Source organism: Gordonia heveisoli, from assembly GCF_030315745.1.
Classification (GTDB): domain Bacteria; phylum Actinomycetota; class Actinomycetes; order Mycobacteriales; family Mycobacteriaceae; genus Gordonia.
Window position 1 is genome coordinate 117,316 of the sequence record NZ_JASXSH010000004.1, and the last position, 21,635, is coordinate 138,950.

The 21,635-nt window shown below is 68.0% G+C and carries 22 protein-coding genes; 4 read left to right on the forward strand and 18 right to left on the reverse strand.

The genetic code is table 11. From position 1 onward, the window contains the following. Positions 1-84 precede the first annotated feature (84 nt). Positions 85-2,139 carry an acyl-CoA dehydrogenase family protein gene (locus tag QSJ18_RS05055; RefSeq protein ID WP_286325171.1) on the forward strand — a complete coding sequence of 685 codons (2,055 nt, stop codon included), beginning with the start codon at positions 85-87 and terminating at the stop codon, positions 2,137-2,139. 17 nt (positions 2,140-2,156) lie between these two features. Here QSJ18_RS05055 and QSJ18_RS05060 read toward each other — a convergent pair whose 3' ends face one another. Genes QSJ18_RS05060 through QSJ18_RS05075 form a run of 4 tightly spaced genes read right to left on the reverse strand, consistent with a single transcriptional unit; the run spans position 2,157 to position 4,695 of the window. Beyond that, a complete protein-coding gene (locus QSJ18_RS05060) occupies positions 2,157-2,753 on the reverse strand; it encodes a DUF6328 family protein (protein WP_286325172.1) in 597 nt (198 codons plus the stop codon). Positions 2,754-2,798: 45 nt separating this feature from the next. Then, positions 2,799-3,437 carry a DUF3093 domain-containing protein gene (locus QSJ18_RS05065; RefSeq protein WP_286325173.1) on the reverse strand — a complete coding sequence of 213 codons (639 nt, stop codon included), beginning with the start codon at positions 3,435-3,437 and terminating at the stop codon, positions 2,799-2,801. After that, on the reverse strand, positions 3,434-3,907 hold the full coding sequence (locus QSJ18_RS05070) for a hypothetical protein (protein WP_286325174.1): 474 nt from the start codon (positions 3,905-3,907) through the stop codon (positions 3,434-3,436). Before QSJ18_RS05070 ends, QSJ18_RS05065 begins: the two co-directional genes overlap by 4 nt. Further along, positions 3,904-4,695, reverse strand: coding sequence for a hypothetical protein (locus QSJ18_RS05075; protein ID WP_286325175.1), 792 nt, complete (start codon positions 4,693-4,695; stop codon positions 3,904-3,906). The genes QSJ18_RS05070 and QSJ18_RS05075 overlap by 4 nt, the downstream gene beginning before the upstream one ends. 246 nt (positions 4,696-4,941) lie before the next feature. Between QSJ18_RS05075 and QSJ18_RS05080 the strand changes: the two genes are divergently transcribed. Continuing rightward, positions 4,942-5,424, forward strand: coding sequence for a hypothetical protein (locus tag QSJ18_RS05080; protein WP_286325176.1), 483 nt, complete (start codon positions 4,942-4,944; stop codon positions 5,422-5,424). A gap of 68 nt (positions 5,425-5,492) precedes the next feature. On the opposite strand, the gene hemB is transcribed toward QSJ18_RS05080, so the two are convergent. From hemB to QSJ18_RS05110, 6 genes are all read right to left on the reverse strand, one after another. Continuing rightward, positions 5,493-6,470 (reverse strand): porphobilinogen synthase, encoded by a 978-nt coding sequence (hemB, locus tag QSJ18_RS05085; protein ID WP_286325177.1) that lies wholly within the window; start codon positions 6,468-6,470, stop codon positions 5,493-5,495. Between the two features lie 50 nt (positions 6,471-6,520). After that, a complete protein-coding gene (locus tag QSJ18_RS05090; RefSeq protein ID WP_286325178.1) occupies positions 6,521-8,173 on the reverse strand; it encodes a bifunctional uroporphyrinogen-III C-methyltransferase/uroporphyrinogen-III synthase in 1,653 nt (550 codons plus the stop codon). Between the two features lie 51 nt (positions 8,174-8,224). Beyond that, positions 8,225-9,169 carry a hydroxymethylbilane synthase gene (hemC, locus tag QSJ18_RS05095; RefSeq protein ID WP_286325179.1) on the reverse strand — a complete coding sequence of 315 codons (945 nt, stop codon included), beginning with the start codon at positions 9,167-9,169 and terminating at the stop codon, positions 8,225-8,227. Then, the gene (locus tag QSJ18_RS05100) at positions 9,166-10,539 is read right to left on the reverse strand and encodes a glutamyl-tRNA reductase (RefSeq protein WP_286325181.1); all 1,374 of its coding nucleotides are present in this window, start codon (positions 10,537-10,539) and stop codon (positions 9,166-9,168) included. The genes hemC and QSJ18_RS05100 overlap by 4 nt, the downstream gene beginning before the upstream one ends. Further along, on the reverse strand, positions 10,536-11,303 hold the full coding sequence (locus QSJ18_RS05105; protein ID WP_462475991.1) for a redox-sensing transcriptional repressor Rex: 768 nt from the start codon (positions 11,301-11,303) through the stop codon (positions 10,536-10,538). Before QSJ18_RS05105 ends, QSJ18_RS05100 begins: the two co-directional genes overlap by 4 nt. A gap of 174 nt (positions 11,304-11,477) precedes the next feature. Further along, the gene (locus tag QSJ18_RS05110; protein WP_286325183.1) at positions 11,478-11,735 is read right to left on the reverse strand and encodes a glutaredoxin family protein; all 258 of its coding nucleotides are present in this window, start codon (positions 11,733-11,735) and stop codon (positions 11,478-11,480) included. A gap of 275 nt (positions 11,736-12,010) precedes the next feature. On the opposite strand from QSJ18_RS05110, the gene QSJ18_RS05115 reads away from it, so the two are divergent. Further along, on the forward strand, positions 12,011-13,093 hold the full coding sequence (locus tag QSJ18_RS05115) for an HAD family hydrolase (protein ID WP_462475992.1): 1,083 nt from the start codon (positions 12,011-12,013) through the stop codon (positions 13,091-13,093). Between the two features lie 36 nt (positions 13,094-13,129). Here QSJ18_RS05115 and QSJ18_RS05120 read toward each other — a convergent pair whose 3' ends face one another. Beyond that, positions 13,130-14,542 carry a cytochrome P450 gene (locus tag QSJ18_RS05120; protein WP_286325186.1) on the reverse strand — a complete coding sequence of 471 codons (1,413 nt, stop codon included), beginning with the start codon at positions 14,540-14,542 and terminating at the stop codon, positions 13,130-13,132. A 57-nt stretch (positions 14,543-14,599) separates the two neighbouring features. Here QSJ18_RS05120 and QSJ18_RS05125 point away from each other — a divergent pair, with 57 nt between their 5' ends. Then, on the forward strand, positions 14,600-15,241 hold the full coding sequence (locus tag QSJ18_RS05125) for a TetR/AcrR family transcriptional regulator (RefSeq protein ID WP_286325187.1): 642 nt from the start codon (positions 14,600-14,602) through the stop codon (positions 15,239-15,241). A gap of 9 nt (positions 15,242-15,250) precedes the next feature. Here QSJ18_RS05125 and QSJ18_RS05130 read toward each other — a convergent pair whose 3' ends face one another. The 7 genes from QSJ18_RS05130 to QSJ18_RS05160 form a co-directional block, all read right to left on the reverse strand. Further along, a complete protein-coding gene (locus QSJ18_RS05130) occupies positions 15,251-16,414 on the reverse strand; it encodes a zinc-binding dehydrogenase (RefSeq protein WP_286325188.1) in 1,164 nt (387 codons plus the stop codon). A gap of 69 nt (positions 16,415-16,483) precedes the next feature. After that, the gene (locus QSJ18_RS05135) at positions 16,484-17,647 is read right to left on the reverse strand and encodes a lysophospholipid acyltransferase family protein (RefSeq protein WP_286325189.1); all 1,164 of its coding nucleotides are present in this window, start codon (positions 17,645-17,647) and stop codon (positions 16,484-16,486) included. A gap of 243 nt (positions 17,648-17,890) precedes the next feature. Then, entirely contained in the window at positions 17,891-18,955 is a 1,065-nt protein-coding gene (locus tag QSJ18_RS05140) for an NAD-dependent epimerase/dehydratase family protein (RefSeq protein ID WP_286325190.1), read from the reverse strand. A gap of 140 nt (positions 18,956-19,095) precedes the next feature. Further along, the gene (locus QSJ18_RS05145; RefSeq protein WP_003402602.1) at positions 19,096-19,197 is read right to left on the reverse strand and encodes a 30S ribosomal protein bS22; all 102 of its coding nucleotides are present in this window, start codon (positions 19,195-19,197) and stop codon (positions 19,096-19,098) included. 211 nt (positions 19,198-19,408) lie between these two features. Further along, positions 19,409-19,642: a helix-turn-helix domain-containing protein gene (locus QSJ18_RS05150; RefSeq protein WP_286325191.1), complete on the reverse strand. Its 234-nt coding sequence runs from the start codon at positions 19,640-19,642 to the stop codon at positions 19,409-19,411. Between the two features lie 209 nt (positions 19,643-19,851). After that, positions 19,852-20,700 (reverse strand): pyrroline-5-carboxylate reductase, encoded by an 849-nt coding sequence (gene proC / locus QSJ18_RS05155; protein WP_286325192.1) that lies wholly within the window; start codon positions 20,698-20,700, stop codon positions 19,852-19,854. Between the two features lie 55 nt (positions 20,701-20,755). Then, on the reverse strand, positions 20,756-21,613 hold the full coding sequence (locus QSJ18_RS05160; protein ID WP_286325193.1) for a thioesterase family protein: 858 nt from the start codon (positions 21,611-21,613) through the stop codon (positions 20,756-20,758). Positions 21,614-21,635: the final 22 nt, after the last annotated feature.

The following is a 21,635-nucleotide window of genomic DNA, read 5'->3' on the forward strand; positions in this document are numbered from 1 at the left end:
CCACCCCCGAAAGTGGGTGCATTCCGGCCGACGCACCACGGCAACCACGCCGGCCCACCGACGATCTCGCCTACGGTGGAGTTCATGGCCGCTTTGACCGAGAACGCAGACAATTCCACGGCACCGACCGACGAGATCGGGACGACCACGCCAGAACACGACGAACCGGTGACCGACGACCTGTCCGACGACGAACGCGCACTTCTCGTGGACGGTGTGCGCTACGTGCTCGACGGCCGCTGGCGCGCGACCCGCGACACCGTCCGCGCCGGCACCGATCGCGCCGACCTGTTGCCCGATCCGTCCCGCACACTCGACGAAGCCCGCGCACGGATCCTCGCCGAGATGCGCGAACTCGCCGACCACGACTTCGCGGCGGCCGGCTTCGGCGCCGACCATGGCGGCACCGGCGACGTCGGTGCGTCGATCACCGCGATCGAGATGCTCGGATACGCCGATCTGTCGCTGATGGTGAAATCCGGCGTGCAGTGGGGGCTGTTCGGCGGCGCGGTCGAGAACCTGGGCACCGCACGTCACCACCAGCGCTATGTGCCGGGCATCATCGACCTCGACATACTCGGCTGCTTCGCGATGACCGAGACCGGTCACGGCTCGAATGTGCAGGCGCTGGAAACCACCGCGACCTACGATCGCGACACCCGCGAATTCGTCATCAACTCCCCCACGCCCAGCTCGCGTAAGGACTACATCGGTGGGGCGGCGCAGCATGCCCGCTTCGCCGCGGTCTTCGCACAACTCATCACCGGCGGTCCCGACGAGGAGCCCGAGAGCCAGGGGGTGCACTGTCTGGTCGTCCCGATCCGCGATGCCGACGGCAACGACCTGCCCGGTATCACCACCGGCGACTGCGGCTACAAGGGTGGCCTGCCCGGTGTCGACAACGGCCGTATCACTTTCGACAACGTCCGGGTGCCCGCCGAGAACCTGCTCAACCGATACGCCGACGTCGAGGCCGACGGCACCTACATCTCCCCCATCGAGAACCCCAATCGTCGCTTCTTCACCATGCTCGGCACCCTGATCCGCGGACGGGTCAGTGTTGCCGCGACCGCAGGCGCCGCCGGCCGCAAGGCCCTGACCCTCGCGACCCGGTACGGGCTGCTGCGTAAACAGTTCGACGCCCCCGACGGCGACGACGAGATCACCGTCCTCGACTATCTGGGGCATCAGCGCAAACTGTTGCCGCTCATCGCCAAGTCCTATGCGATCGCCTGTGCACAGAACGAGCTGACCGCCGAACTACATGATGTGCAGACCGCGGCCGCCGACCGCGCTCAGACCGACCCCGCCGACCAGGAGCGTCAGCGCCAACTGGAGAGCGCCGCCGCCGGACTCAAGGCCTACGCCACCTGGCACGCCAGCGCCGCGGTCAACACCAGCCGCGAGGCGTGCGGCGGCGCAGGCTATCTCGACGAGAACCAGCTGTCGATCATCCGCGACGACATCGACGTGTTCACCACCTTCGAGGGGGACAACACGGTGATGACGCAGCTGGTCGCCAAGGAGTTGCTCGGCGCCTACGCCGAAGACCTCCGCGGACTGTCCGCGGGCGGCTGGGTTCGGTTCATCGCGGGTATGGCCCGCGACGTGGTGGCCGAGAAAACCGCCGTGCGCCAGGTCGTACAGACCCTGCTCGACAGTTCCGACGAGGACACCGAGAATTCGTCACTGGCCGATCGGGGCACCCAGATCCGGCTGTTCCGCAATCGGGAGGATCATCTGGTCCGCACCTGTGCGCAGCGTCTGCGCCGGGCCGGTGAAGACGACACCGACGCGTTCGAGATTTTCAACGACGCCCAGGATCATCTACTCAAGGTCGGTACCGCACACACCGAACGGGTGGTGCTGGAAGCCTTCGTTCAGGCCATCGCCGACTGCGACTCACGGTCGGCGGCCGACCTGCTGGCCAAGGTCTGCGATCTGTTCGTCTACTCCGCGCTGGAGGCCGACCTGTCGTGGTTCCTGATGCACCGGCAGGTGTCGGTCGAACGCGCCAAGGCGATCCGGCGGGGCGTCAACTCGCTGTGCCAGGAACTGCGTCCGCATGCGCGGACACTGGTCGACGCCTTCGGCATCCCCGAAGCCCTGCTCGCCGCGCCGATGCTCGAACACGGCTGACGGAGCCGCCGCGAACGTCAGTCGTCGCGGGCCGGCGACGCGAGCCGGACACGCAGCACGGCCGGCAGCAGCAGCCACACCGCGAGTATCGCCAGCAGTGTGACCGTCCCGGCGACGATCGCCGCCACCGGCCCGGCCGTCGCCCCGAAGACGACGGTCACCGCACCGGACAAGGCCAGCCCGAGCAGCAGCAGGCCGAGATACGCGAGCCGGTGCGCGGCCGTGACCACCACGTCGAGCCGGTGTTGACGAAACAACGCCCGGTGCAAGGCCACCGGGGCGGCGAGCAGGATCGCGGCCGCTATCGCGCAGGAGACCGTGATCAGGTAGATGACCCGCAGCGTTCCGCCGAGATCTTCGAAGCCGTCCTGAAAAGGGATCGTCAGCAGGAATCCGGTGAGGATCTGCACGCCGGTCTGCACGACCCGCAGTTCCTGCAGCAGCGCCGAGAAGTTCCGGTCCAGACGTTGGGTGCCGGTCTCCGCCCGCTGGGACCAGTTCCAATCCGAATCCGGATCGTCCCTACCTGGGTTGATCCGGTCTGGGTTGATCCGGTCTGGGTTGATCCGGTCTGGGTCACCGTCGGCACCGGAGTCATCCGCCACACCTGTCATGCTGCCACCGCAGATACCCATCCGGTGACCAGAAGCCAGATCCGGTCAGTCGTCGCGTTTGACCGTGCGCGGCGGTAGACCGAGTCGCACCGCCTGGTGCGCTTCGGTGAGTTCGCGTCGGAGACCTTCGACGTCACGCGCCCAGGCCTGCACGAGTTTGCCGGACTTGAGGCGCAGACCGATACCCTTCCGCCGCCGCGGGACCGCGTGAAGTTCGCCCAGCGCAGGAGCGCTCTCCCAGTCCTGCGCGTCGTAGCCGTGATTGGGCGGGAAGATCTTGTCGATCTTGTCCAGCGGCAGATATCCGGTGCCCTCGCGCAGTCCGGCGTCGGTGAGCTCGACGCTGACGTGGCGGCGGGCGGCGAACACCTGGATGACCGAGAATCCGCCCAGGACGACCAGGAAGATGAGCAGCACGGGCCAATGCACACTGCCCGGACCGGTGATCTCCATGATCAGGACGATCAGCACCAGCAGCGGTCCGATCGACACGACCCACCAGCTGCCGCCCGGTTCGGCGAAGAGCACCTCGCCACGGTCGGGGTCACCGGCCTCGCTGTCGGTGCCCTCAGCGGTGTCGGTGCCCTCAGCGGTGTCAGTCCCCTCAGCGGCGTCATCAGCGCGATCAGCGGCGGCGGCGATGTCCTCGGCCCCGACCTCGTCCGGCCGCTCCGAGTCGGTCACTTCTTGCCACCCGTCCCCTTGCCGCCCGGGTCCTTGCGACCGGGTCCCCGGCCTCCGAACAGCGGTTTGCGTTCCGGAGGCATCTCACCCGTGTACCAGAACTCCGATTCCGGGCGGTAGGCCAGCAGCGACCCGAAGATGCCGATGACACCCGCGATCAGCGCGAAAGCCAGGATCGGCGCGACGAAACTGAGCACCAGCAACAGTGCCACCACCACGAGGGTCAACGCCGCGAGGGACGACCGCCACCGCGCGTCGCCGACGAACGCGCGGCTGCCGATCAGGATGTAGGCGACACCGACGACGGCGACCAGCACGCCGACCGCCATCGGATCCAGCGACCGTGGGGCGACGAGCCCCAGGATGATGTACCAGAGGCCGACCAGGATCAGCAGCACGCCGGCGGTCAGCCAGCACCGATAAGCCCAGACGACGAGCTTGGGGCGCTGCGCCGGATCAGGAGTGGTCACTGGTTCTGCGGTCCTTCGGTCGGGGTCGGGCGGTCGGTGGGCGGATCGGTCGGATCCGACGCTGCCCCGGGCGACTCGACCGCCGGGGGCGATGCCGGTCCCCCGACACCATACGGCGCCGCGTCCGGTGTTGGCGGCCGAAGTTCATCGGGATTTCCCGTGGCAGCCGGCCCGCCGTAGCCGGGCGGCGGATAGACGCCCGGCGCGGGCGGCACCGGCGGCTGTACCGGCGGATAGGAACCGTAGGGGTAGGGGGTGGGATAACCGACAGGCGGCTTCGGCTTGCGGAACTCGGCCATGTCCTTGCAGTACTGCGCCGAATCCGGGCGCATCAGGATCACCGTGGCGGCCATCGCCGCGACACCGCTGATGACCAGCGGAACCATCGCCCACAGGGGTTCGATATCGGAGAAAAGGGACAGCAGGGCATTCACCGCGACGTAGACGCCGAGCGCCGCGAGCCCGATCCGCGCCCAGTTCCGCCCGGCCCGGGTGAGCAACACGAACACTGCCGGGATGGCGGAGAGCACCACGGTGGCGACCACCATGGTGCCGACGACGAAGCCGGTCGAGGTCATCAGATCGACCTGATCGGCACCGAGGTCCCCCGCACTGTCGCGGACCTGGTCGCGGATCGAGGTGGCCACCGAGTCGTACTGGGCGATGAAGGCTACGATCTGGCCGACGATGACGGCGATCCAGAGTTCGGTCGCAATCGAGATCGCATCGGGAATTGTGGGGCGGGTGGACGGGCCGGGCGAGCCCGGCGGCGGCGTCGAATCGAACATGCCCTCCAGGATAGTGGCCGCGACAGCGGCCGCCCCGGTCCGCGACGGGCGGCTACCCCGTACCCGAGTCCTGTCATTCGTTCGAACCGAATCGGCACGTCAGCGGTGCCACGAGGTCGACAGCGTCGGCGACGCATGGTTGACTCGGCCAAACGGTCGCCGGGCTCCGGAGGTCGGGCCGACGATCGGCGCCGGGAGTCCGCACCACCAGAGTGGGTCACATGTCCGAGGGGGGAACGCACAGTCATGCCGCAGACGCACCGCTCGCGCTCCTCGGCCGACGACCGATCCGGCGCGCGTCCGACCGCGACCGCCGCACGGCGACGCCCGTCGCCCGGTGCGCTACTCGCGCTCGCCGGCGCGGTGATCGTCATCATCGCCTACTGCCTGCCCTGGTATCACCTCGAACTCGACGAGTCGGTGTCGGTGAACGGCTGGGGATTCGTCACCGGGACGGGGCACGACCTGTCCACCGGCAAACTGCACTGGGCGGCATTCGTCGCGGCCTTGGCCGCGATCGTCGTCGCCCTGGCCCGACTCCGCGGCGCGCACGGCGACGGCTGGCGGCTGACCGCCTTGGCCTCCCTGGTGGTCGCGCTCGCCGGGGCCCTGTTCTCCCTCGCCGACGTTCCCGAGGGAGCCGTCACCACCACCGGCGTCTATGTGACGCTGGCCGGGAGTCTGCTGGTCGCCGGCGGCTACGCACTGATGGCGTTCACCCGCCACTAGTCCTGATGTCCGGGGGTTGCTCGCGGGGAGCGCGGGCGGCGACACTCAGCCCAGTCGCTGCGCGACACTCAGCCCAGTCGCTGCGCGACCTCGGTGGCCCAGTAGGTGAGGATGATCGACGCACCCGCGCGGCGGATCGATGTCAGCGACTCCAGGATCGCAGCATCGCGATCGATCCAGCCGCGTTCGGCCGCCGCGGTGATCATCGAATACTCGCCGCTGATCTGATAGGCGGCCACCGGCACGTCCGCGATCTCCGCGACGTCCCGCACGATGTCGAGGTAGCTCATCGCCGGCTTCACCATGACCAGGTCGGCGCCCTCGTCCAGATCCAGGCGTACCTCGCGCAGCGACTCGATCCGGTTCGCCGGGTCCTGCTGATACGTTCGCCGATCGCCCTCCAGCGACGACCCGACCGCCTCGCGGAACGGACCGTAGAACGCCGAGGCGTACTTGGCGGCGTAGGCGAGGATGCCGGTGTCGGCGAAGCCCGCCTCGTCCAGGGCCGCGCGGATGGCCGCGACCTGGCCGTCCATCATGCCGCTCGGACCGAGCAGGTGGGCACCCGAACGTGCCTGAGCCAGCGCCATCGACACATAACGGTCGAGGGTGGCGTCGTTGTCGACCCGCCCATGTGGGTCGACGACACCGCAATGTCCGTGGTCGGTGAACTCGTCGAGACAGGTGTCGGCCATCAGCACCGTGGCGTCGCCGAGGTCGTCGGTCAGCAACCGCAACGCCCGGTTGAGCACGCCGTCGTCACTGTCGGCGCCCGAACCGCGCGCGTCCTTGTCCTCGGTCCGCGGCACCCCGAAGAGCATCAGGCCACCGACCCCGGCCTCAACCGCCTCCGCCGCCGCACGACGCAGCGAGTCGAAGGTGTGCTGGACGACGCCGGGCATCGACGAGATCTCACGAGGATCGTCGAGCCCATCGGCGACGAACATCGGCAGCACCAATTGTCTTGGCGCCAGCGTTGTCTCGGCCACCAGCCGACGCATCGCCGGCGTGGTGCGCAATCTGCGCGGTCGAACCACCGGGACCATCGTGGAATCTCCTCACCCGAGTCTGGAACCGGCCGGGCGGCCGGGGCACGCTAGGAACGCGAGCGTCGAGACTTCTTGCGCGGCGGGGGCAGTGCACCCTCGGCCCGCAGCCGGGCGGCGTGCTCGGCGAGCGCGTCGACCAGATCAGGGATCGAGGCCGTCTCCGGCTGCACATCTACCCGCAACCCGAATTCCGTTGCGGTCTCGGCAGTCTTGGGTCCGATACACGCGACGATGGTGCGCGCGTGCGGTTTTCCGGCGATGCCGACCAGGTTCCGCACGGTCGAACTCGAGGTGAAACACACCGCGTCGAAGCCGCCGGTTTTGATCATCTCGCGGGTGTCGGCGGGCGGCGGTGCCGCACGCACGGTGCGGTACGCGGTGACGTCGTCGATCTCCCAGCCACGCTCGCGCAGCCCCTCGGACAGGGTCTCCGTGGCAATGTCGGCACGCGGCAACAGGATTCGGTTCACCGGGTCGAAGACGTCGTCGAACGGCGGGAACTCCTCGAGGAGACCCAGGGAGCTCTGTTCACCCGACGGGATCAGCTCGGGGTTGATGCCGAAGGCGCGCACCTTTTCCGCGGTGGCCTCGCCGACACAGGCGATCTTGACGCCGGAGAAGGCGCGAGCGTCGAGCCCGAAGGCGGCGAACTTCTCCCACACCGCACGAACCGCGTTGGTGGAGGTGAACACCACCCACTGGTAGCGGCCGTCGACCAGTCCTTTGACCGCACGCTCCATCTGCGCCGGGCTGCGCGGCGGTTCGACGGCGATGGTCGGCACTTCCTTGGGGATCGCGCCGTGGCTGACCAGCCGGTCACTCATGTCGGCAGCCTGATCCTTGGTGCGCGGCACCAGCACCGACCAGCCGTACAGTGCCCGCGACTCCCACCAGGAGAGTTTGCCGCGTGCGGCGACGACCTTGCCCACGGTGAGGACCAGCGGACCCGACAGCGCGTTGCCCTGCTCGTTGAGGGTTGCGAGGGTGGCCTCGATGGTGCGTTGGGCGCAGGTGGTGCCGTTGACGGTGATCGCGACCGGCGTCTGCGCGGCCATCCCGTGTTCGGTCAGCGCGCTCGCGGTCTCGGCAAGATGTCCCGAGGTGGCGTGCAGAACCAGCGGGCCCGGGGCCGCTGCCAGGGCGGCCCAGTCCACTTCGCCGCGCACATCGGCGATGGTGTGGGTCGACCCCAGCGGCATACCGGCGTAGCTCGGCACCACCGACGCCGACGGCAGCCCCGGCAGCACCTCGAAGATGATCGAGGTGCGGGCCACGGCATTGACCTCGGTCAGCACGGAATCGGTGGTCAGCGGATCACCGGAGACCACACGCACGACGTCGTCACCAGCCTTGGCCGCTGCGACAAGCGTCTTGGCGACCTCGTTGGGGTCCCCGAGCGCCGGATGAACCACCGAGGGTTCCTCGGCCGCGGTGTCCTCGGCCGTGGTGTCGGCAGCATCGTCGGCGCCGTCGGTGGCCGATGCGGCCTTCTTCGTCGAACGACGGGTGTCCGGAGTGGGCTCGGTCCGATGCGCGCTGCCGATCAGCGACACCACCGCGGCCGGCACATCGGGATCGATGTAGGCCGTCGTCGCGTTGGCGATCACGGTTCGCGCCCGCACGGTGAGCAGGTCTGGGTCCCCGGGACCCGACCCCACGAACAGGATCCGTCCCGGATTGGCCTTCTTCGTACGGCTCATGAGTTCGCACTCTCCTGCCCTCACTACGAGGGCTGCAGTTCCTTGCCGGAGCTACGGAGAGTTGACGAGTTCGCCCGCTCCCAGCTCCAGCAGTTCGGCGGCGAGATCCTTACCGAGTTGTTCGGCACGATCGACCGGCCCCACCACCGAGGCCCGGATCACATCGGATCCGTCCTCGGCCGCCACCGCCGCACGTAGCGACAGTTCGGCGAAGATGCGCCCGTCTTCGTCGATCGACTCCACCACCTCGGCGATCGCTCCGACCGGTGCAGTGCACCCGGCTTCCAGCGCCGCGAGCACGGCCCGCTCGGCGTCAACCGCCGCCCGGGTGGACGCGTCGTCCAACTCGGCGAGTATTCTCACCAGTTCGGCATCGTCGGAGCGGCACTCCACAGCCAAAGCACCCTGTGCCGGCGCCGGCAGAAGGACCACCGGATCGAATGCCTCGGTAACCTCATCTGCCCGTCCAATTCGGACGAGACCGGCACGAGCGACCACGACTGCATCGAGTTCGCCGCTGGCGACTTTGCCCAACCGAGAATCAAGGTTGCCTCTTAGGGGGCGGATTTCCAAACCGAGACCCAATGCTCTAAGCTGCGCCGCCCGTCGCGGGGCCGATGTCCCGATCGTCGCTCCCGGTGGCAGCGCACCGAGGACCAGGCCGTCCCGGCTGACCAGCGCGTCGCGCGGATCCTCCCGCGGGGGAATCGCCGCGATGACCAGGTCTTCTTCCGGCGCCGTCGGCAGGTCCTTGAAGGAATGCACGGCGACGTCGCAGCGGTCCTCCCGCAGTGCCGTGCGGATCGCGGTGGTGAACACCCCGACGCCGATCTCGGCGACCGGGGCCGCCGACTCGTCACCCGCGGTCTTGATGATCACCAGCTCGGCCGGACGTCCGGCCGCGGTGATGGCATCGGCGATCGTCTGCGCCTGGGTGGTGGCCAGCAGCGACCCCCGGGTGCCCACACGGACGGGCCCGTTATTCGATTCGCTCACTTGTCCGCCTGATCGATGTGCTCGCCGGGCGCATCGTCCGCGCCCATGGTGTCGAGGTGGTCGGTCGCGGCGACCGACTCGGCCGCGCCCGGCTTCAGCTCGAAGAGTTCGCGCAGCGCCTGCGCGTAGTGGTCGCCGTTCGGTGTCGACGCCAGCTGCTTGACCCGCACGGTCGGGGCGTGCAACAGCTTGTCCACCACGCGGCGCACGGTCTTGGCGACCTCGTCGCGCTGCGGATCGTCGAGCTCGGGCAGCCGCGTCTCCAGCCGCAGGATCTCGGCCTCGACGACGTCGGCGGCACGCTGGCGCAGCGCGGCGACCGTCGGGGTGACCTCGGCCTGCCGCTGGTGGGTCAGGTAGTCGGCCAGTTCGGTCGCGACGATCGACCGCGCGGCCAGGGTGTCGTTCTCGGCCGCCTGAGTCTCGGCGTAGCCACGCAGACCCTCGATGTCGATGATGTGCACATTCGGCAACCGGCCGGCGGCCGGATCGACGTTGCGGGGCAGGCCGAGGTCGCACAGGACCAGCGGCCCGGCCTCGGCGCGGGCGGCCAGGGCCGAATGCACTTCACCGACGGTGACGACGGCCCCGACGGAGCCGGTGCAGGTGACCACGACGTCGGCGTCGGCCATCACGGCGGCCAGTTCGTCGAGTCCGGCACCCCGAACGCGGATGCCGTGATTGGCCGCGACGTTGCCTGCCAGATGCTGGGCGTTCTCCAGCGTCCGGTTGACCACGATCAGTTCCTGCGCGCCCTCGCGGGCGAGGTGTGCGGTGGCCAGGCCACCCATCGCACCGGCACCCACGACCACGGCGCGACGGATCCCGGTGTCGGAACCGAGCATCGACTTCGCACGGTGCAGGGCCACCGAGACCACCGACGCGCCCGCGCGGTCGATGCCGGTCTCGCTGTGCACCCGCTTGCCGACGCGCAGCGCTTGCTGGGCGAGTTCATGCAGGACGCGTCCGGCCGACTTGTTGGCGTCGGCGTTCAGGTAGGCGTTGCGGATCTGGCCGAGGATCTGCTGCTCCCCGACCACCATCGAGTCCAGACCGGCGGCGACGGTGAACAGATGCTCGACGGCCGCCTCCGAGTAGCGCACGTAGGCGTGCCGGGTGATCTCGTTGATGGTCATGCCGGAGTGGTCGCCGAGGACCGCCCCGACGGCCTCCAGTGCCGGGTGGAAGGCGTCGACGACCGCGTAGATCTCCACGCGGTTGCAGGTGGACACCAGCATGGCCTCGGAGATCGCCCTCGAGGAGAGCAACTCGTCGACCAGTTTCGGTCGGTCGTGGTCGGAGACGGTCAATCGCTCGAGCACCTCGACTGGCGCGCTGCGATGTGACACCCCGAACAACAGAACACTCACGCTGTCACCGTTTCTTCACCCATCACACTTGGCCGGCGTCGGCCGCTCGGCAGCCGCTCGGCGGCCCCCGAAGAGGAGGGCCGAGACGCCTGAAAAGCCAACACCTGTAGCTCCAAGGCTAGATCAACCTGTCTGACGACGACATCCGCATCCGTAGACAGAGACACAGGAGTGACATTGAGGACTTGCCGGACCCCCGCCGCGACGAAGGCGTCGAAGGCCCGTTGGGCGTGGTCGTCGGAGGTCGCGACCACGCCGATCTCGACCTGCGGCGCATCCGACGATCCGATCTTGTCGATGTCGGACAACGGTCCGATCGTGGGTCCCGAGGGGGTCAGTGCCTGCCCGATCAGCGCCGGATCCTCGTCGAAGAGTGCGACGACCTGAAAGCCGCGGCCGAAGCCGGTGTGCGCGAGCAGCGCCTGGCCGAGGCGGCCCGCGCCGGCCAGCGCGACCAGCTGGACGTTGTCGGTGTGCAGCGCCATCGAGATCCGCGCGGTCAGCCTGCCGACGTCATAGCCGACGCCGCGCACCCCGTTGGCGCCCACATGGGACAGGTCCTTGCGCAGGATCGCCGGATTGACGCCGGCGGCGCGCGCGAGTTCACCGCTCGATGCGACGAGCACACCGCGCTGACTGAAGGACCGCAGCACGTACAGGTAACCGGCCAGTCGGGCCACCGCGGGACGCGGGATATCGGCATCGATCGCCGACTCGACCCCGGCGTCGTCGTGATCGGCCGGTTCCGGGGCCGATTCGGCCACTTCCGGGGTGGGATCGGGTGCGGGCTCACTCACCGTCGCCACCCCCGCTTTCGGTCTCACGAACCAGATTTCGCGCCCGAATCGGCTCTCACCGGATCGGGTGCGACTGTCGGGGTGTCAGCCTATTACCCCGTGTGAACCCGTTCACACTCGACCCTGCCCGCGATGGGCCGGTCAGCCGAGTCGCGCCGCGAGATCGGCGCGCAACCGGGGTTCGTCCACTTCCCAGTAGCTGTGTTCGACACCGTCGAGCAGGATCACCGGCAGCCGGTCCCCGTATTCGGCCCGCAGCTCACGGTTGCCGCCCTCGGCTGCGGCGTCGACGTCGATGTCGGTGAAGCCGACACCCAGCTCGGCGCAGATCCTGGTCAGCTCGGCGTGTGCGGTCGCACAGGCCGAGCAGCCCGTGCGGGACAGCAGTTGGAGTTCCATCGTCGATCCTTCCCGACTCGTCCGGCGCGCCGCGCGGAGACCCTCCGCACAGTCTGCCAGGACGACGGGGTCGGTCTGGGTAGGGTGGAAGGCGGCAGCGCGGTCGATGCGCGCAATCGGCGTGATGGAGGTGCTCGGTGGGCGAGGAGTCTGTGGGCGGCAAGCCGGAGAACGACGACCAGAACACCGACGCACCCGCCGGTCTACCGGCAGAATCCACCGAGATCACCGCTGCCGAGAACACTGCTGCCGGGGCCGCCGAATCGACGGGACCCGTGGTCACCGAGGACGACGGGGTACATCCGCATCCCGACGACTGGGAGGCGCACGAAGCGACCGGCACCGCCGATTCCGACGATTCCGACGACGATGACGACGAGACCGCAGAGTTGCACTCGATCCTCGACGAGGATGCGAGCCGGGTCACCGCGTGGATCTCCGGTCGGGCGTCGGCGGCCACCGGACGTTTCCGCCAGACGGCCGCCGAGTTGCGCCAGACGCTGGCCGGCGAGGCGAGCGCCAAGGCCGCGGTCGACTCGCTGCGGTCACGCGAGCCCGCCGACACCGAACCAACGCAGGCGCCCCGTGATCTGACCGCCGCCGCCTTCTTCGACGTGGACAACACCCTGGTTCACGGCGCGTCGATCGTGCACTTCGCGCGCGGACTCGCAGCACGAAAGTACTTCTCCTACAGCGATGTTCTCGACTTCGCCTGGTCTCAGGCGAAGTTCCGCATCACCGGTAAGGAGAACGCGGCCGACGTCGCCGAGGGGCGCGAGAAGGCACTGTCCTTCATCGCCGGCCGACCCACCTCCGAATTGGTCGAGTTGGGTGAGGAGATCTTCGACGAGTACATCGCGGACAAGATCTGGCCGGGCACCCGCGCGCTGGCGCAGCGGCACCTCGACGCCGGGCAGCAGGTCTGGCTGGTGACCGCGACGCCGGTCGAACTGGCCCAGATCATCGCCGACCGGCTGGGCCTGACCGGCGCCTTGGGCACCGTCGCCGAGAGCGTCGACGGCGTGTTCACCGGGCGGCTCGTCGGCGACATCCTGCACGGCCCGGGCAAGGCCCACGCGGTGCGCGCCCTGGCCATCCGCGAAGGGCTGAACCTCAAGCGCTGCACCGCATATTCCGACTCGCACAACGATGTACCGATGCTGTCGCTGGTGGGTACCGCGGTGGCCATCAACCCCGATGCGGACCTGCGCGACGTGGCCAAGGTGCGCGATTGGGAGATGTACGATTTCCGGACCGCACGCAAGGCCGCGAAATACGGTGCGGGTACCGCTCTCGCACTCGGCGCGGCCGCAGGTGGTGCGGCGGCCGCAACCCGGCTGCTGCGGCATCAGCGATAGCCCGCCACCGATATCGAATCGGCCCCACGCCGACCATCAGCGGGTGGCGAGCACCCCCTGTGTCGCGCGGGTCGGCGTCAGGTGCAAGCCTCGGGGCATGGTGGTGAGCCGCTCCGCGGTGCGGAGTCGATAGCCGACGGTGGGCGCGAGGTCGTAACGACGAATCAGCGTGGCCAGCACCAGAACTGCCTCGTGGATGGCGAACTGGCGACCGATGCAGGCCCGCAGCCCGGTACCGAAGGGTTTGTACAGGTTCGCCGGTCGTGATCGGACCCGTTCGGGGAGGAATCGATCGGGGTCGAACGCATCCACCCCGGGCCCCCACCGCGGATCGCGGTGCAATCCGCCGACGAGGACCAGGAACCAGTCTCCCGCCTCGACCCGGTGCCCGTTGTCCAGCACGGTGTCCTCCCGCGCAACCCGGAAGTAGCCGGGCACCGTCGGGTGCAGACGCAACGTCTCGTCGAGGAGGCGCCGGACGTAGCGAAGCTTCGTCACCTGTTCGAAGTCGGGCCGCGGGTCGTCGCCCCACACCTGATCGATCTCGGCTCGCGCCGAGGCGATCAGGTCGGGCCGCGTCGACAACTCGTGGAGGGCGAATGACATTGCTCCCGAGGTTGTTTCATGGCCGGCGATCAGGAAGGTGATGAGCTGGTAGCGAATGTTCGCGTCATCGAGGACGGGCGTGCCGTCCGGCCCGGGAGTGAGCATCATGGTCAGCAGGTCGGCCGGCGGCGTTGGCGCCGACGAGTCGTCGGCGCAGGCGGCGATCATCGCCCGGCGGGTCGCGGTGATGTCGTCGACGATGGCGCCCAACTCCTCGCCGTGCCGCCGCACCCGGCGCTCGGATCGCCGTGCCCACCGATTGGGCAACCAGCTCTCCCGCAGGAAGGAGCCGACCAGCGCGCTCTGCAGCGCGCCGACCATATGTCCGACGAACGGCGGCGCTTCCGCATCCCCGAAGCCGCCGAATCCGTAACCGGCCGAAGCCCTTCCGATTGTCTCCAGTGCGGTGCGGGTCATGTCGGCGGGTACGTCGACCGGCTGCCCCAGACGACCGTCCCACCAGTCGGTCAGTTCAGCGGCGACGTCGAGCATGGTGTCGTGATAGCCCTGCATCGACTGTTTGGTGAAGGCGGGCATCAGCAACTCGTGCGCGGCCCGCCACTGCGGATCGTCGCCGTCTGCGGTGAACAGGCCGTTGCCGGCCGCCGGCCGCAGTGCAACCAGTTCCGGGCCAAGGTATTTCGCGAACCGGCGTTCGTCGTTGAGTTCGGTGACGACGTCGACCCCGGCGGCGACGACGTAGCGGGCGCCCATCGTCGTGGTCTCGAAGATCGGGCCGAGCCTGCCGGCCATGTCGACCAGGGATTGCATCGGCGCCTGGGGATTCATGCCGATGACGTCGCCGAGGAGCGGCAACCGATGAGGTGGGTGGGGCAACGCCATAGCCGACCGCCTTAGTAGACATATGTGTACTAACACTATGCAGTTACTATTCAACATGTGTCAACAAAGCCGGCGAAACCGACGGAGAGCCCCCGACGGCGGCTCTCCCCGGAATCGCGGCGCGCCGAACTCGTCGACGTCGGCCTGCGACTGTTCGGGGATCGGCCCTACGACCAGGTGCGGATGGAGGATGTCGCGAACGAGGCCGGCGTATCCCGGGCGCTGATGTACCGGTACTTCCCGGACAAGTTGTCCCTGTTCGCCGCCGTGGTGGATACCATCTCCGATCGGATGATCGCGCGCACCGCGGCTGCGATCGACCCGGCGGCCTCCCCCTTCGAGCGGGCGAGGGCAGGCGTTCTCGGCTACCTCGACGCTTACGCGAAATACCCGCACACCGCCGATGCGATCATCCGCCGCGCCGTGAGTGATCCCCGGCTGCGCGATCGCGACCAGCACGACCGCGACCGCCTCACCGATATCGTCGTCGCACAGATCCGCGGCCTCGACGATCCGCGACTCTCCCCCGACGCGGACGCCTTGTTGCCCACCATCGTCGCCGCCTGGCTCGCCTTCACCGAGGAGTGCGTCCACAGCTGGGTCCACGACCCCTCGACGGATCGATTCGCCATCGCCGACCTGTGCGCATATGCGCTCACCGATGCGGTGGCCCGACTCGCCGCCACACTGGGCCGGTGACCAGCAGCACTAGAGCGTTGCCACCGAACTCGTCGGGTCGATCAGCACCTTGGCGTGGTGTTCGGCCGAACCCAGTGCGTCGAAGGCCGCGGGCACCCCGTCCAAACCGACCGTGGCGGTGATGAGCGGCCGCACGTCGACCTCGCCTGCGGCGATCATCTGCAGAGTCTGGTGGAATTCGGCCGGGTCGTAGGCGAAGACGAAGCGCAGTTCGAGTTCCTTGTTGATCGCCATCGCCGGGCGGAACGCGTCCTGTTCCATACACACCCCGACGACCACGATCCTCGACCGGAACGGCGCTGAGGACACCACATGTTCGATCATCCCCGGCGTACCCACACATTCGAAGACGAAAGCCCCCTTCGGGGTGGCGCCGAGCCGATCGGCGACACGGAACATCGACGCCCACGGCACGACCGGGATGCGCCGGAGCGTCCGCATACCCGCGAAGGCCGCGCCGAACAACCCTTGCGCGGTGGTCACGTAGTGGCCGATCTCGGCGGCACGCTGCCACGGTGATTCGACATTCGGGTCGACGACGACGTCGGCGCCGACCGCGCCGGCCAGTGCCCGCCGTCCCTCCGACAGATCGCTGGCCACCACCGTCCGCACCCCGGCCGCCTTGAGCATGGCGATCACCGCCAGCCCGATCGGCCCGCACCCGATGACGACGGCGACGTCCCGCTTGGAGATCTCGCTGCGCCGCACCGCATGGTGCGCGACGGCCATCGGCTCGGTGAGCGCCGCCTGGTCGACGGAGAGACCCTCGGGGACCTCCATCGTCATATCCTCGGCGACCACCACGAAGTCGGCGTAGGCACCCGGTGCGTGCTCGGAGAGTCCGGTCAGATGCGGGTCGTCGCCGTGCTTGACCATCGGTACCGACACCACCGGCGTACCCGGCTTCCAGCGTTTGCGGCATTTCGGACCGTAGGACACGACCTCACCGGTGAACTCGTGCCCCATCACCACCGACTGATCCGAGCGCATGAACCCGTCGTATCCGATGTCGGCCGCCACCACGGCGGTGTCGTCGCAATGCAACCGCGCGTGCAGGTCGGAACCACAGATGCCCGCACGCGTCACCCGCAGCAACACCTCGCCGGGCCCCGGCTGGGGAGTCGGCAGTTCTTCGACACTCAGTTCGCCCGATCGGCACACCACTGCTCGCATGTGCTGATTCGTAGCAGCCCACGGCCGGCTCCGCAGAGAAAGGGCCGGATTGGCCGAAACCGGGTCCGGTCAGCCGAAGTAGATGCCGCCGCGACGGCTCAGCATGCGGAACAACGTCTGCTGGATCTCTTCCCGGACATGGTCGGTCAGATCGAAGACGACCATCGGGTCGTCGGCCGACGACTCGTCGTAGCCGCCGGTCTCGATCGGCCGGCCGAAGTGGATGTGCCACTTCGACGGCAGCGGGATGACGCCGAGCGGTCCCAGCCATGGGAACAGCGGTGTGACCGGGAAGTAGGGCAACCCGAGGACCTTGGCCAACGGCTTGAGGTCGGCGAGCATCGGATAGATCTCCTCCGAGCCGACGATCGACACCGGGATGATCGGCGCGGCGTTACGCAGCGCGGTGGTGACGAATCCACCACGACCGAAGCGTTGCAGCTTGTAGCGATCCTTGTACGGCTTGCCGATCCCCTTGTAACCCTCCGGCCATACCGCGGTCAGTTCCCCGGCGCGCAGCAGCCGATCGGCGTCGTGGTTGCACGCCAGGGTGGCGCCGATCCGGCGCGCGACCTCCCCGATCACCGGGGTGTCGAAGGCCATGTCGGCGGCCAGCAGGCGGAGGTGGCGGCCGGTCGGATGGTTGTCGCGGACCGCGACCGACGTCATGATCGCGTCGATGGGGATGGTCCCCGCGTGGTTGGCGACGAGCAGTGCGCCACCCTCGACGGGCAGATTCTCGATTCCGGTGACTTCAACCCGGAACCACTTCTCGTAGACCTGACGGATCGCGGGCAGCCAGACGGACTCGGTGAAATGCGGATCGAAACCGAAGTCGTCGACCTCGTATTCGCCGGCCATCCGTTCCCGGATGAAGCCTGCGGTCGCGGTCAGCGAGTCGGCGACCGCACCCCGGATCCCGCCGAGGCTGAACAGCGGCGGCGACTTCGGCTCGCGATGATCGATACCGAGCGCCTCGTCGGACAGGGCGACCTCGTCGCTGATCGGCGTGATCTCCGCAGGCGGTCGACCGAAGCCGTCGGTGTTGGGGTGTCCGGCCGAGCTGGGTGAACCCTGTTGCCGCACAGGAGGTTTGCCGGGCTGTTGACTCGGATGTCGGCGGCGGACACGGTCACGGTCACCCGTGGCATTGGCAGAACCGGGAGAGGCATAGAGCTGGATGACCTTGGCGGTACGCGCGTCGGACAGTCCACCACTACCCAAGATGCTCACCCCGTCTCTCGTCTTGCGGTCTGGTCTCGCCCGAATTCCACCGGCCGTTGCAACCGCTCCGGATATCGAAATTCGACAACAGAGTCGGGAACGATTGACCAAGCATACCGACCAACACACCGGGCCTGTGTTTCGAGTTTAGAGGTCTCAGTGACGTTGCGCACCTTCGGCCAGAACCTTGTGCACAGCTCACAATCGGAATCCGCCGCTGTGCGTTCTTCACCCCCCGCGAATACGTCGCGATCACTGCAATTGATGCGCCGCGGCCACGAGCCGTTTCTCGAATCCTCGCCACGATTCGGCCCCGAGTACCGGCGTGACGCCGCTACGGGCGATGAAGTCGTCGAGTGTGTCGGAGGTGGTGAAACGGGGCACGAAACCCAACTCTGTCCGCATCCGCGTGGTGTCCAGCACTCGGCCATAGGTCAGGAACTCGGTTTGCGAAGTCCGCAGGCGGGCCGACCGCAGATCCTGGAAGACACCGGTGATCGGCGCCAGAAGTCCACCGGGAACCGGCAATTCGATGTGCCCGACGCGCCGGATGGCCTGCGTCAGCGTGACCACCCCTTCACCGGCGATGTTGAATGTGCCGGTACTCGGCGAGAGCGTCACATGCTCCATGGCCGCCAGCGCGTCCTCTTCGTGGAGGAACTGCAGCCGCGGCTGGTAGCCGATCACGGTCGGCACGATCGGCATCGACAGATAGGAACTCATCCGCGTGTTGATGCGGGCACCGAGCATCGCCTGCGGCCGCACGATCGTGATCGCGATGTCGGGGCGGCGGCGGCCGAGACCGCGCACATAACCCTCGACGTCGAGTAGATCTCGACCGTAACCGCGCTTCGGTTCGCGCACCGCGGCGGTCCCCTCGGCGAAATGCGAGGGATCACGACTCGACGCGCCGTAGACCATCGCCGTCGAACGCAGCACGAGTCGCTTCACCGACGGGGTGCGCTGGCAGGCGGCACACACCTGCATCGCCCCGACGACGTTGAACTCCTTGATCGCCGCGGAGTGCGCGGCGGTGTCCATGATCGAGGTCGCGGCATGGACCACCGTGTCGACCTCGTAGCCGGCGAGCGTCTTCGCGATCGCCGGCCTGCGGATGTCCAGGCGCAGGAACTCCGCACGACCCATCCGGCGCAGGAGATCCTTGCGCGGCACCCGGGAGTCGACGGCGAGCACCCGCTCGATGTCGGGGTTGGCGGCCAGTCGTGCCACCAGATAGCCACCCAAGAAGGTCGATGCGCCGGTGACGAGGACGGTTCGCGGCTTCGGGGCCGCCTCAGAGGCGGGCGTGTCGGGCATACCTCAGGCTATCGTCCCGGTGCCGGATCCCGCCGGGCGAGCGCCGACCGGTGTCCACGTAGCCGGCGGCGCGAGCAGGCGGGGTACCCGCGAATGCACGAAGGACCCGCACCAGGCGGGTCCTTCGAGACGTGAAGCGCTTATTTGCCGAGCTTGCGACGCTGCACCCGAGTCCGACGCAGCAGCTTGCGGTGCTTCTTCTTCGACATGCGCTTGCGGCGCTTCTTGATCACTGAACCCATCGGGGTGCTTCCTCACGATTGATGCTGTTGTTGTCCTATCCCGGTCACCCTCACCTCGCCGCACGCGTCGCGCGACGCGAGGAGTCCGGGGAACCCAACGATCAAGACTACCGGGCGGGGTGGGCGATCGAAAAATCACCCGGCGCGGAAAACGCGAACGGCTCCCGCGGCGGCGAAGGCCACCCCGGGAGCCGATTGCGGAAAATGACTATCAGCCTGCGTCGAAGTACGACGTCTCCAGGTAATCGTGCACCGCCTTGGCGTGCACACGGAACGACCGGCCGACACGCACCGCGGGCAGTTCGCCGTTGTGCACGAGTCGGTAAACGGTCATCTTGGAGACGCGCATCAGCGACGCCACTTCGGCAACGGTGAGGAACTGCGAACCCGATGCCGCATTGCTCACTCCGCTTGTCCTGTCACCAGGAGTATCTGCAGGTGCCATGAATCACTCATACCTCCGGTGCACGCGTCGCGGCCGCAGGCTTCCCCTCCTGCGGACATCAGACACGCACGTGCTTTGAGCAGCTTAGCGTGGCAGATGTGAAAAAAGCGACGTGAGTTGTCAAGAAATTGTGTCCGATTTCAGCTTTGGCACAACATGCTGGGGTTTAGCCGCAATTCGACCACTATTTCCGGAGTGTCATCGTGTCGTCATGAGCCGTTTGAGGCCCCTAAACCCTCAACTTCCACTCGACGTCCGCCTTTGGCGCTCACCGCGGCACAGGCCGCGGTCGCCTGATAGACGGTGGCGCGCAGACCGCCGGACTCGAACTCGCGGATCGCCGCGGCGGTGGTCCCGCCGGGCGAGGTGACCGCGGCTCGCAGATCCACCGGCGACAGTCCCGAATCACTGAGCATCACCCCGGCCCCGCGGATCGTCTGCACGGCCATCTCGGTGGCCTGGGCACGGGTCAGCCCGAGGGCGACACCGGCGTCGATCATCGACTCGGCGAGCAGGAAGACATAGGCCGGGCCGGACCCGGAGATCGCGGTGACCGCATCCATCTGCTTCTCCGGCACCACCGCCACCCGGCCGACCGACTTGAGTAGGTTGACCACCGCGTCGAGCTGCTCGGGTCCGACGAAGCGGCCCGCCGACACCGCCGACATCGCCTCGTTGACCAGCATGCCGGTATTGGGCATCACCCGTACCACCGGAGACCCGGCCTGCAGGGCGCTCTCATAGCGGAGGAGCGGCAGACCGGCGACCAGGGTGACGGTCACCCGCTCGGACTCACCGTTGTCGTCGGCACCTGCCAGGACCCGCAGGATCTCGTCCACATCGTCGGGCTTGATGGCCAGGAAGACATACTGCGCACTCTCGACCGCCGTCTTCACGTCGGTCACCAGCACGCCGTACTCGTCGGCGAGCTCGGCCGCGCGGGTGGGCGCCTTCTCCGCGACGACCAGATTCTTGGTCGGGGTGCCGGAGCCGATCAGCCCGGCCAGTAGTGCTTCGCCGATCTTGCCGCCGCCGATGATGGCGATGCGCTGAGTCACGATAGTGCCTTTCTCAGTGATAGAAGTCGGCCGCGAGAGCTGTTGGGCAACGGAGCTATTGCGCGGCGGGGATGAGTGCGAGCTGTCGGGTCTGGGCGACGACGGCCCCGGTCGAGTCCACCACCAGGTGGTCTTCCTCGAACATGCCGGGGCCGACCTCGGTGCTGGAGGCCGCGAATCGCAGCCAGCCCGGGGCCGGATGGCGGCGCAGGTAGGTGGTCAGCTGAACCGTCGGCGCCCAGCCGAAGATGGCCAGGTTCATCACCACGGGCGGTGAGATGTCGCCGACCAGCACCGCGAACTCGATGTCGGGTTCGGCCTCCTTGGGCCGCACCCAGCCGATGACCACCGGCTCTCCCTTCTCGCCGCGCACCAGCGGGAAGGTCGCGGGGTCGAGCACCATGTCCAGCGCCGGACCCAGGTGGATGACGTCGGCGATCGGCGAACCCTCGACCGAGATGCCGTCGGCCGGCGGCTCGACCGGGCTGTCGTCGAGCACCGACGGTGACGAATGATGCGACGGCCCGCTGTCCGCGTGCGCCATCGTCACCGACGAGGACACCACGGTGCGCCCCTGCTGCACCGCGTCGACGGTGAGGACCGTGACGGTGCGACCGCGTTTACGGATCGTCACGACGAAGTCGATCTCGGCCGCATCCGGTGCGACGAGATAGTCACTGGAGATCGCCACCGGAATCTTCGTCACGGCGTCCGACGCGCGCGGGTCGTCGGCCGGGGTGAGGTCGGCCAGGGCGCGTCGGGCCGCCCGCGCGACGATCATCTGCAGACTGCCGCCGTGCACCTTGGGGCCGATGGTGAACACCGGGTCGATCACTGCCCGATAGGTGACCTGGTCGGCGCCGGTCCGTCCGATCTCCGTCAGTGCGCGGACCTCGTCGAGTTTGCTGGCCATCTATCCACCTTCCGCTGTCGCA

Coding starts and splice junctions, on each gene's coding strand:
- QSJ18_RS05055 (WP_286325171.1), top strand. CDS start 85: ATGGCCGCTTTGACCGAGAACGCAGACAATTCCACGGCACCGACCGAC.
- QSJ18_RS05060 (WP_286325172.1), bottom strand. CDS start 2,753: ATGACAGGTGTGGCGGATGACTCCGGTGCCGACGGTGACCCAGACCGG.
- QSJ18_RS05075 (WP_286325175.1), bottom strand. CDS start 4,695: ATGTTCGATTCGACGCCGCCGCCGGGCTCGCCCGGCCCGTCCACCCGC.
- QSJ18_RS05080 (WP_286325176.1), top strand. CDS start 4,942: ATGCCGCAGACGCACCGCTCGCGCTCCTCGGCCGACGACCGATCCGGC.
- hemB (WP_286325177.1), bottom strand. CDS start 6,470: ATGGTCCCGGTGGTTCGACCGCGCAGATTGCGCACCACGCCGGCGATG.
- QSJ18_RS05090 (WP_286325178.1), bottom strand. CDS start 8,173: ATGAGCCGTACGAAGAAGGCCAATCCGGGACGGATCCTGTTCGTGGGG.
- QSJ18_RS05110 (WP_286325183.1), bottom strand. CDS start 11,735: ATGGAACTCCAACTGCTGTCCCGCACGGGCTGCTCGGCCTGTGCGACC.
- QSJ18_RS05120 (WP_286325186.1), bottom strand. CDS start 14,542: ATGGCGTTGCCCCACCCACCTCATCGGTTGCCGCTCCTCGGCGACGTC.
- QSJ18_RS05130 (WP_286325188.1), bottom strand. CDS start 16,414: ATGCGAGCAGTGGTGTGCCGATCGGGCGAACTGAGTGTCGAAGAACTG.
- QSJ18_RS05140 (WP_286325190.1), bottom strand. CDS start 18,955: ATGCCCGACACGCCCGCCTCTGAGGCGGCCCCGAAGCCGCGAACCGTC.
- QSJ18_RS05145 (WP_003402602.1), bottom strand. CDS start 19,197: ATGGGTTCAGTGATCAAGAAGCGCCGCAAGCGCATGTCGAAGAAGAAG.
- QSJ18_RS05150 (WP_286325191.1), bottom strand. CDS start 19,642: ATGGCACCTGCAGATACTCCTGGTGACAGGACAAGCGGAGTGAGCAAT.
- QSJ18_RS05160 (WP_286325193.1), bottom strand. CDS start 21,613: ATGGCCAGCAAACTCGACGAGGTCCGCGCACTGACGGAGATCGGACGG.